This window comes from Streptomyces incarnatus (assembly GCF_001027185.1).
GTDB lineage: Bacteria > Actinomycetota > Actinomycetes > Streptomycetales > Streptomycetaceae > Streptomyces > Streptomyces puniciscabiei.
The window spans coordinates 2,878,941-2,880,304 of sequence record NZ_CP011497.1 but is presented as its reverse complement, the minus strand read 5'-3'; the positions used below and the strand labels follow the sequence as shown (position 1 = coordinate 2,880,304).

Annotated in this window: 1 protein-coding gene; it reads right to left on the bottom strand. The window is 66.1% G+C overall.

What is annotated here, in order from left to right:
- Positions 1-356: 356 nt before the first annotated feature.
- Positions 357-1,364: YncE family protein (locus ABB07_RS12670; protein WP_208898817.1), on the bottom strand; the 1,008-nt coding region annotated here is incomplete at its 5' end.

Here is a 1,364-nt window from a genome sequence, read left to right as displayed (position 1 = left end):
CAGTCGCCAGCGCCACCGAAGGTCAGGCGGCCCGGCAGGAAGATCTTCGTTCTTGGTGCAGCGGCGATGCTCATACTCTGTTCGCTGGTGCTAGGCAGATGGGCCTTGCTGTCGTCCTCTCCACACGACGCTCTGCCACAGCCCAGTAGGCCACCGGCTACGAGCACCCCCTAGGGGCGAACTATGGGCGGGGCGGTCGCTGAAGTGTGCCCGGGTGATCAGACGTTCGCTCGCGGGTGGGGTTGGTCGGCTGCGGTTGCGGCGGTTGCTGTACTTCGCTGCTGTACGCCACACCCCAGGGGCAGGCCCGGCCGTCGACCGCCGGCGCGGGACGCCCTTTACGTCCGCCGCGTGGGCTACTTCTTGCCGTGGGACGCGTGGTGGCCTGGCTTGCGGTTACTCGGCTTGTGGTGGCTGGGCTTGTGGTGGCTGGGCTTGTGGTGGCTCGGCTTGTGGTGGCACCAATTCGGGTCGATGACAGTCGGGTCCGTGGCGGTAGCGGTGCCGTCGCCGCCTCCGCTGACGGTCGCGGTGTTGGTGACCGTGCCGGTGGCGGTGCGGGCGACGCGGACCCTCAGGGTGATGGGCGGGTAACTGCTCCCGACGGCCAGGACGTTGCTGCGGGTGCAGGTGAGGGTGGACCGGGTGCAGCGCCATCCGGAGCCGGTGAGGCTTGTGACGGTGAGCTCCGGCGGAAGGGTGTCGTGAACGGTGACCGTGGTGCCATCGGTTGGAGCTGCCCCGTTGTTGCCGACGGTGATGGTGTAGACGCCCACCCGGCCTGGGGTGAAGGTCCCGGTGTGGGTCTTGGTGATGGTCAAGGAAGGCTTGATCGGGGCGATCGCCACCCCCTGCGGGCCGTTGAAGCCGGTGATGACGGCAGTTTCGGTATTGGTGGTGGTGTCAATCACCGACACCGTGTCGTGGCCATCGCCGGTGACGTAAGCGCGCGCGCCGTCCTGAGTGATCGCCACATCGACCCCTTCGGTGATCAGAGGGATGGTGGCGGAGACAGAATTGGTGGCGGTGTCAATCACCGACACATAGTGACTGAAGTTGGTGACGTAGGCGTGTGCGCCGTCCGGGGTGATCGCGATACTCCTCGCGGAGCCGCCGACGGTGATGGGGCTGCCCACGATGGTGTTGGTGGTGGTGTCGATCACCGATACGGTGCCCGAGGCATTGACGACGTAAGCGTGCGCGCCGTTGGGGGTGATCGCCACATCGAACGGGGTGCCACCGCCGGAGGAGATGGTGGTGGTGACGGTGTTGGTGGTGGTGTTGATCACCGACACATTGTTCGAGTTCAGGTTGACGACGTAGGCACGTGTGCCGTCCGGGGTGATCGCCACATTGAACGGGCC